Origin of the sequence: Streptomyces sp. NPDC058964, assembly GCF_042741275.1 — a bacterium.
In the GTDB taxonomy this organism is placed as follows: domain Bacteria; phylum Actinomycetota; class Actinomycetes; order Streptomycetales; family Streptomycetaceae; genus Streptomyces.
The window spans coordinates 1-7,954 of sequence record NZ_JBHYKH010000423.1; the positions used below are offsets into that span (position 1 = coordinate 1).

The window sequence follows — 7,954 nt, forward strand, 5'->3', positions numbered from 1 at the left end:
CCTCAGGCGCACTCCACCATCACGCATCGCGCCGGTGCCCCTCGCAGAGGCTCTGCTGCTGGTGCGGCCGGCCATTGCGTGATCAAGCACCTACGTCGGCGAAGAGCGGGATGGCAACCGCTGCCGGTCTTGGCCCTGCATGCGGTTGGTATGCGGCAGTGAGGCCACCGGGTGCAGGAACCGCCTCTTCGTCGGCAGTGTGGCGATGTCAGCGCTGTGCGAGGTGGTCCTGGAGTTCTCGGTGACGGAACTGGTAAGCGGAACCGGACATTCGGAGTATCCCGGCTGTGTATGCCCAGGCGAGGAAGCGGTTGATCCTCCAGGGGAGGCGTCCGCGGGTACACAATACGGTTGCGATGTATCGGCGCCAGGCGCCTGCCCAGACGGTGCTGACGACGATGGCGAGGGCGGTTCCTGATGCGATCGCGGAGATGATCACTTCCAGCAAGTCACTGAAAAGCGCCTGATCCTGGCCGTACGCGATGATGTTGGGGATGGTGAGTCCGAGGCTTGCCGCGCACCCGGCCGTGAATCCCACTAGCAGGCCGGCGCACAGATCGGCGCGCACAAGATCGGCCGGACCCCGGTATTTGCTGCTCTGCGCTGTGTCCTCGAGATTGTGCCGTAGTCCGAACGCGAGGCCGCCGACCAGGCCGAGGGGCAGCAGCAACGCCAGGTCCTGCGCGATGTAGCCGGCGAGCCCGGGCGCGGGGCTGGGCAGAGCGGAGGTCAGCGCAAGGGCCAGGGCGGCGACGGCACCGAAGGCGACAGGACCGATCACGGCGCGGCGCCCGTCGGGGGTGCGGAGCCGGCCGGGGTCGATGCCTTTCGGTACTGGCCAGGCCATTTTGGCTGCCGCGATGATCCAGCCGATCGCGAGCAGTGCGATGACCAGGCTGGAGGGGATCTGTGTGCGGTCGTTGACGGACAGCGAGCCCATCCAGGCGAGAAGGAGGAGGGCCGAGATGCTGCTGATCGCAGTGTCGATGACCCGAGTTCGGGTTCCGGCCAGTGGCCAGATTCGGTGCGGCATGATGTCAGTGCCAGACAGGAGCTGACCACTGACGGCTCGGGGCGTGCGGGTGTTGTCGTCGAGGTAGCGGGCGAGGACGCTCAGCCAATGCTCGACCTGATCGAGACGGTATGGCGGTCTGTTTCCCGTTGTGTGCAGCGCCGTAGCTGCTGGCACGAAGCGGTGCAGCAGATGGTTGCGCAGGTCGTCGCGGTCGGTGAAGTGGAGGAGTTCGCTGGGGTCGCCCTCGGCTTCGTAGGCGGTCAGCGCGAGTGTGAGCAACCAGGGCGTGGAGAGCATGGATGTGACTGCCGACCCAGGACTGCGTCGGGCATGTTCAATCACTGGGCGCCACTGCTGGGGATCCTGTACCCGGGCATCCATGAAGGCTTGTGCCTGGTCAGTGGTGACGGGTTGGATCTCGACATGAGCGGCGTCCAAGAGCCGGGTTCGCCTTGCCAACTGCTCGTAGACGGTTGTGCGCGAGGTGACAATGAGGGCAGCCTTGTGCCGCCCGACCTGATACCTGTTCAGGGCGGTCAGCGCCCGCGCGGCGCGCGATGGCGCGACCTCCTCGTCAGGGGGGTCCATCTCGTCCAAGCCGTCCAGGACGGGGAGGATGCGGCGCTCTTCCACCATGCGCCTGGCGATCGCCTTGGTGAGCTCATAAGTCTGGGTGAGTTCGTCGGTCAGCCAGTCTTCCAGGGGGCAGGCAGTGTCCCAACTGGTCAGCGACAGACGAATGGGCACCGCGTCGTCAGGCCCACGCTGTTCCAACAGGCCCAGCATGAGCTCGAGAGCCAGGACGGTCTTGCCTGCCCCTGGAGCTCCGGAGATCAGCAGTCTCCGTGGGCTCAGACGACGATAGTAGTCGGTGATCCCATCGAGGGTTCCTGACGGGGCAGCACCGGCGGCAACTCGGGACGGAGCAGGACGGAGGGCGAAACTCACATCGAGTGGCTGGTTGTCGCCGCTGAGCAACTGAGTACGCTGGGCCAACTCCGCTGTCTCCACCGTGATGGCCAGCCTTTGAGCCACTTGGGTGAGATCTGTATCGTCCGGCGGCTTGAGCAGCTTCGATGCGCCGCCCACGACCGGCACGAGTCCGAAGACCAGTCCGAACACGGCCACGCGTTCGCTGGTCTGCAGCCCGCCACCAACCAGCTTGACAGCAGCCCAGTTTGCCACCGCCGAGCTTGCCGCGATGAGCAGCGCTGCTGCCAATCGCCGCAGCCTGTCCTGACGCTGCGTGAATCTCACCCCACACAGCATGCCTGACCGGCTGCTCTCCGTAGCCGAACGCCACAGGCTCATCGACCAGGTCACGGCTGCTCCGTCGTGGTGCTCACCGTTGGAAAAGGTGGTGCATGTGCGCGACGCCGGAGAGTGCCTCTTCGCGTCCTTCGCAGGGGCTATCGGCCAATCGACGAAGCGCTGCGTGCGCTCAGGTGCGAGCTCGGGTTCATTAGTAGACGCGGCAAATGAAGACGGAAGCTCGACCATCCATCCACAGCCGGAGTCCCCAGGTCCCGGCCGTGAGCCCAACTGGCCTCCCGCACCCGGACAGGGCATCTGGTTCATCGGCTTGCGCCTGTATCTGCCACGCCCCGAAGGCCATCGATGCACGATGGAGTACCTGCCGATCAACCGCCTCGGCTGACGGCACCACGGAACCGTCCCTGGCGCCGCCGACGACCGGGTGGCGCGCAGCCTAGGCCCGGGGCTCCTTGCGGCGGCGGGGCATCAGCAGAAAGGCCAGCACCGCCACGACGAGTGGCAGGATGCTGACGATCGCCATGGTGAGCCGAAGCCCGTTGGTGAAGTCCAGCCGGAGATCCAGTCCTGAAGCGTGCCGTAGCAGGTTCGGGTCGTATCCGACGCCACCAGGGTTCTGCGCCATCCCGCTGCGCATGGCATCCACGGCCTGCTTGGCCTGCCCTACCGACATGGCGCGTGACTGTGCGTCCGCCAGCCACTGCCGCTGGAAGAAGAAGTTGAAAAGCAGAATGTAGATGGTCGGTCCGAACGCGGCGCCGGTCATCGCGAAGGCCATCTGGACGGAGGCCACCGCGCCAGAGCGCCCGGGCGGTGCCTGGGAGAGGACCGTCTCGGACACCGATGTGGAGGTGACCAGGGACCCGAGGTTGCACAACCATGTGGCCGGCACGAGCAGCCACACCGCCATCGAGGGGCCGGCGGTGCCCGCCATCAGCAGCCCGCTTGCCGTCATCACCAGCAGGCCGGTGACCATCACCGGCCGCGGGGTGTACTTCCCGACCAGGCTCCCGGCCAGGATCACGGAACCGGCGATCAGCAGTGTGCCGGGCAGGTACAGCAGTCCGATGGTCTCGGGGGACAGCGACAGCACCACGTTGCCGAACTGCCCGAGGACGATGCTGAGCCCGGCGACGAGGAAGTTCAGAGTGAGGGTCGCCGCCAGGGCCACGCTGAACGGTGCGCTGCGGAACAGCGCCAGGTCCAAGGCGGGTTCGGGAGTGCGGCATGCATGAAGCACGTAGAGCACGGCGACGACCGTGCTGATCACCAGCGGCACCCAGGTTTCGAACCGGGAGATGCCGTTCTGCGCTGCGGCCAGGCCCACGACGAGGGCCAGCAGGGCCACCCCGATCAGGGCGACACCCACCACGTCGAGGTGACGGCCCTGCTGGACGGGCGACTCCGGGACGTACCGGGCCGTCAGCCAGAGCGAGACCAGACACAGCAGTGGGGCGATCAGGAACAGGAACCGCCAGCCGACGGCCACCACCGCCCAGCCCGCGAACGCGGGGATCACCCCGCTCAGGACCATCTCGACGGCCATCAGGACACCGATGGCCAGCGGCCGCTTCTGCGGCGGTACCGACACTTTCAGCAGGGCCAGCGGCACTGCCAGCAGCGCGGTCATCCCCAGCCCGTCCAGAAAGCGCATCGCCAGCAGGAAGCCATAGCCGGGCGAGAGCATGGAGAGCAGGTCGACGACGGTGACGACGACCAGTCCCAGCATCAGCAGCCGCTTGAGCCCCACGGTGTCGCCGAGACTGCCCGCGGCGAGCACGGAGGCGGCCATGACCAGCGTCGCCGCTCCGCCCAGCAGCCCGACGACCTGCGGCGGCACATGGAGGGCCCGGCTCACCTGCGGCAGATTCAGGCTGAGCACGAGCGGGTCGATGACGGTGACCGTGAAGGCGAGGGCGAGTCCGAGGATGAGCGGCAGGCTCATGGCGCTGGTGCGTGACTCAGCGGCTGACACCGCAGCGCGTCCCGTGCTCCCACGTCGCATGCCGTCAACGCTAACCCGGCCATCGCCCACCTTCGGGCTTCCCCGGGCCGACGCGCGCGGGAGCCCGGCGTCCGGGTCCCCACGTCGCTCTTTCGTGGACCCCGGCTCTGCAGCCGCCGGGCCGGGCGCCCGAAGGCCGGGCCGGCTGCTTCGTCGACAACCGTGGTGGCCATCTCTGGTGCTGAAGCCGGGCCACGGCATCGCGATCACGGTCTTCTACGACGCGGTGTGTGACCTCGACATGCCGCTGGGAGCACCCCGGCTCTCCGTCTCCGTCACCGCCGCCGTCGGCCGGCTCCTCGACGCATGCGAACACGTCGGCGAGGCACGTTCCGGCCTCGACCCGGCGACTTCGTCATGCTCATGAGCCGCCTGTGGCGTATCCCAGACGATGGGCCCCTGAGAGGTATGCAAGATGCTAAATTGCAAAAGTTCGCAATTAGTTAGATGCTGTATTGGCTGTGTCCGCAGCTAGTCGAGGACGCAGCCTCTGGTGTCTGCCCCGCGGTGGGGTCTTGCAGGGAAGTCGAGGGGTCGTGTCCGTTCCGCTGTATCAGGCCAAGGCCGAGTTCTTCCGGATGCTGGGGCATCCCGTGCGCATACGGGTGCTGGAGCTGCTGCAGGACGGGCCGATGCCGGTGCGGGACCTGCTGGCCGCCATCGAGGTGGAGCCCTCTGGCCTGTCGCAGCACCTGGCCGTGTTGCGCCGCTCGGGGATCGTCACCTCGACGAGGGAGGGCTCGAGGGTCGTCTATGAGCTGGCCGGCGGCGATGTCGCCGATCTCATGAAGGCCGCGCGGCGGATCCTCACGGAAATGCTGGCGGGGCGGAACGAGCTGCTGGTCGAGCTGCGGGAAGCCGAGGTCGTCGCGCCGTGACCTCGGCATTCGGCCGGGTGTGGGCCCGGATCACGGTGTTGCTGCCTGGCCGCGCCGATCTCGCGGAGATCCGCCGCGACCCCCGCCGGGACCTGCTCGCCGGTCTGACCGTGGCGATCGTCGCACTGCCCCTGGCGCTCGGCTTCGGTGTCTCCTCCGGTATGGGCGCCGAGGCGGGCCTGGCGACCGCCGTGGTCGCGGGGGTGATCGCGGCGGTGTTCGGCGGATCCAACCTGCAGGTTTCGGGTCCGACCGGTGCCATGACGGTGGTGCTGGTGCCGATCGTCGGTGAGTACGGGCCGACCGGAGTGCTGACCGTCGGGCTGATGGCGGGTGTGCTGCTCGTCGGCCTGGCGGTGCTGCGGGCCGGGAAGTACATGCAGTACGTGCCCGCCCCGGTGGTCGAGGGTTTCACCCTCGGGATCGCCTGCGTGATCGGCCTGCAGCAGATTCCCAACGCGCTGGGTGTGTCCAAGCCGGAGGGCGACCGGGTGCTGGTGGTGACCTGGCGGGCACTCGAGGAGTTCGCGAAGGCCCCGAACTGGACGGCGGCCGGCCTCGCTGCCGCGGTGGCCGCGGTCATGCTGCTCGGCGCCCGGTGGCGGCCGACCGTGCCGTTCTCGATCGTCGCCGTGATCGCGGCGACGATCGTGGCACAGGCGGCCCACCTGGACGCGGCTGAGCCGATCGGCAACCTTCCGGCGGGACTGCCCGTCCCGTCGTTGTCCTTCCTCGACCTCGGCTCGGTGGGGACCCTGCTCGCCCCCGCCGTGGCGGTCGCGGCGCTCGCCGCCCTGGAGTCCCTGCTGTCCGCGTCGGTCGCGGACGGCATGACGGTGGGACAGAAGCACGAACCGGACCGTGAGCTGTTCGGGCAGGGCCTTGCCAACATCGCCGCCCCGCTGTTCGGGGGCGTGCCCGCGACGGGTGCGATCGCTCGTACCGCCGTCAACGTCCGTACGGGCGCGGGCTCCCGCCTCGCCGCACTCACCCACGCCACCGTTCTCGCCGTGATCGTCTTCGCGGCGGCGCCTGTTGTCTCCCGGATCCCGCTGGCCGCGCTCGCCGGTGTCCTGCTGGCCACCGCGATCCGCATGATCGAGACCGGCTCACTGAAAGCCATGGCGAAGGCGACCCGTTCCGACGCCCTCACCCTCGTCCTGACCGCCGTGGCGACGCTGGCCCTGGACCTTGTGTACGCAGTGATCATCGGTCTCGTCGTGGCCGGCGTCCTCGCCCTGCGAGCCGTGGCCAAACAGGCCCGCCTCGACCAGGTGCCGCTCGACCGGGGCGACCACAGTGCCGAGGAACACGCACTGCTGACCGAGCACATAGTGGCGTACCGCATCGACGGCCCGCTGTTCTTCGCCGCCGCCCACCGCTTCCTGCTGGAGCTGACCCAGGTCACCGACGTCCGCGTCGTCATCCTGCGCATGTCCCGGGTCTCCACCATGGACGCCACAGGCGCCCTCGTCCTCAAGGACGCGGTGGAGAAACTGCACCGGCGCGGCATCGTCGTCATGGCGTCCGGCATACGCCCCGGCCAGCGCCGGGTCCTCGACTCCGTCGGCGCGCTGGAGTCGCTGCGCGACGAGGACCGACAGCACGCCACCACCCCCGACGCGATCCGGGCAGCCCGTGACCACCTGGAGCGCTCCGGACTCCTGTCCGCCCCTCCCGCACCAAACCCCCGGACCCCGAGCGAGGAAGCCCTGCGATGAGCACTCTTCCCGTCAGCCTTCGCATGGCCGAGGTCTCCGGTGCGGAGGCCCTGTGGCTGCTGGAGGGCAGCAGTCTGGGACGGCTGGTCTACGTTCAGCGGGACCTGACCGTGATCCGGCCGGCCCGGCACGTATGGGAGTACGGCCGCCTGGTCGTCCGTACCCCGGCCCCGGCCGTGGCCGTGCCGCCTGCGGCGACCTACCACGTGGACGAGATCCGAACCGGGCCCGGCACCGGCTGGACGGTCACCGTTTCCGGACCCGCCGAGGTGGTCATGGACCCCGACGAAGCCGCCCACTACCGGCGCACCCTGTCCGGCTGGGCGCACGGCCCGCACGACACCCTGCTGCGCCTGCACCCCAAGACGGTCGCGGGTTTCCGCCTCGACCGCGCGGAGGCGTGAGTGATGTCGACACGGCTGGAAGCCCTGCCCTACCGGCATGTGCTCACCCTGCCCGCCGAACCGTCCGCCGTGCGGATGGCCCGAGAGACCGCTGAGCAGGCGCTGGTCGAGTGGGGGATCGGGCTGAGCCACCCCACGGTGGACCCGGCCCTGCTGATCCTCGCCGAGCTGGTGACCAACAGCGTGCGGCACGCCGCCGTGTTTTCCCCGCAGGTGACGGTGATCTACGCGGCGGGCCCGGACTGCCTGGCCTTGGCCGTCCACGACCGCCACCCTTACCAGCCGTCGTTGTACGGGTCGGCCACCGGCACCGGGACGGGGGGCCTGGCGATCGTCATGGAGCTCACGCTCACCCTGGGCGGCACCGCGGTGGTCCGCGCAGACGCCGACGGCGGTGGCAAAAGCATCTGGATCACCCTCCCCCTCTGACCCAGGACAACAGGCCTCGACCGGCCACCCGCGCAAGGAAGTTCACCACCCTGACCATCAACTGCCGCTACACGGTCGCGGACCGCTTCGGCATCCTGTCCGTCGCCGGATACCTGGACCTGACAGGGGCGGGCGCTTCACCGGTGCGGTCGGCTGGACGCCGGCGCGCGGCACCGGCCCGGCCGTCGTCGACCTGACCGAGCTGCGCAGCCGACCGACCGAGGGGCAAC

8 protein-coding genes are annotated in these 7,954 nt (G+C 68.9%); 6 read left to right on the forward strand and 2 right to left on the reverse strand.

Translation table 11 applies throughout. The features are described from left to right. Nucleotides 1–208 precede the first annotated feature (208 nt). Nucleotides 209–2,272 carry an NACHT domain-containing protein gene (locus tag ACFW2E_RS35465; RefSeq protein ID WP_384472681.1) on the reverse strand — a complete coding sequence of 688 codons (2,064 nt, stop codon included), beginning with the start codon at nucleotides 2,270–2,272 and terminating at the stop codon, nucleotides 209–211. Between the two features lie 10 nt (nucleotides 2,273–2,282). Between ACFW2E_RS35465 and ACFW2E_RS35470 the strand changes: the two genes are divergently transcribed. Then, on the forward strand, nucleotides 2,283–2,672 hold the full coding sequence (locus ACFW2E_RS35470) for a DUF1214 domain-containing protein (protein WP_384472684.1): 390 nt from the start codon (nucleotides 2,283–2,285) through the stop codon (nucleotides 2,670–2,672). Nucleotides 2,673–2,723: 51 nt separating this feature from the next. Here ACFW2E_RS35470 and ACFW2E_RS35475 read toward each other — a convergent pair whose 3' ends face one another. Next, nucleotides 2,724–4,232 (reverse strand): MFS transporter, encoded by a 1,509-nt coding sequence (locus ACFW2E_RS35475; protein ID WP_384472686.1) that lies wholly within the window; start codon nucleotides 4,230–4,232, stop codon nucleotides 2,724–2,726. Nucleotides 4,233–4,470: 238 nt separating this feature from the next. Here ACFW2E_RS35475 and ACFW2E_RS35480 point away from each other — a divergent pair, with 238 nt between their 5' ends. The 5 genes from ACFW2E_RS35480 (at nucleotide 4,471) to ACFW2E_RS35500 (ending at nucleotide 7,724) form a co-directional block, all read left to right on the forward strand. After that, complete coding sequence (locus tag ACFW2E_RS35480) at nucleotides 4,471–4,659, forward strand: hypothetical protein (RefSeq protein ID WP_384472689.1); 189 nt, start codon at nucleotides 4,471–4,473, stop codon at nucleotides 4,657–4,659. Between the two features lie 169 nt (nucleotides 4,660–4,828). Next, the gene (locus tag ACFW2E_RS35485; protein WP_384472692.1) at nucleotides 4,829–5,170 is read left to right on the forward strand and encodes an ArsR/SmtB family transcription factor; all 342 of its coding nucleotides are present in this window, start codon (nucleotides 4,829–4,831) and stop codon (nucleotides 5,168–5,170) included. Further along, nucleotides 5,167–6,891: a SulP family inorganic anion transporter gene (locus tag ACFW2E_RS35490; RefSeq protein WP_384472695.1), complete on the forward strand. Its 1,725-nt coding sequence runs from the start codon at nucleotides 5,167–5,169 to the stop codon at nucleotides 6,889–6,891. Before ACFW2E_RS35485 ends, ACFW2E_RS35490 begins: the two co-directional genes overlap by 4 nt. After that, nucleotides 6,888–7,295 (forward strand): pyridoxamine 5'-phosphate oxidase family protein, encoded by a 408-nt coding sequence (locus ACFW2E_RS35495; RefSeq protein WP_384472698.1) that lies wholly within the window; start codon nucleotides 6,888–6,890, stop codon nucleotides 7,293–7,295. The genes ACFW2E_RS35490 and ACFW2E_RS35495 overlap by 4 nt, the downstream gene beginning before the upstream one ends. Before the next feature lie 3 nt (nucleotides 7,296–7,298). After that, nucleotides 7,299–7,724: an ATP-binding protein gene (locus tag ACFW2E_RS35500; RefSeq protein WP_384472701.1), complete on the forward strand. Its 426-nt coding sequence runs from the start codon at nucleotides 7,299–7,301 to the stop codon at nucleotides 7,722–7,724. The last annotated feature ends 230 nt before the right edge of the window (nucleotides 7,725–7,954 follow it).

What these genes read in the sequence shown, in the direction of transcription:
- ACFW2E_RS35470 (WP_384472684.1), top strand. Translation starts at nt 2,283, where the DNA reads ATGCCTGACCGGCTGCTCTCCGTAGCCGAACGCCACAGGCTCATCGAC.
- ACFW2E_RS35475 (WP_384472686.1), bottom strand. Translation starts at nt 4,232, where the DNA reads ATGAGCCTGCCGCTCATCCTCGGACTCGCCCTCGCCTTCACGGTCACC.
- ACFW2E_RS35495 (WP_384472698.1), top strand. Translation starts at nt 6,888, where the DNA reads ATGAGCACTCTTCCCGTCAGCCTTCGCATGGCCGAGGTCTCCGGTGCG.
- ACFW2E_RS35500 (WP_384472701.1), top strand. Translation starts at nt 7,299, where the DNA reads ATGTCGACACGGCTGGAAGCCCTGCCCTACCGGCATGTGCTCACCCTG.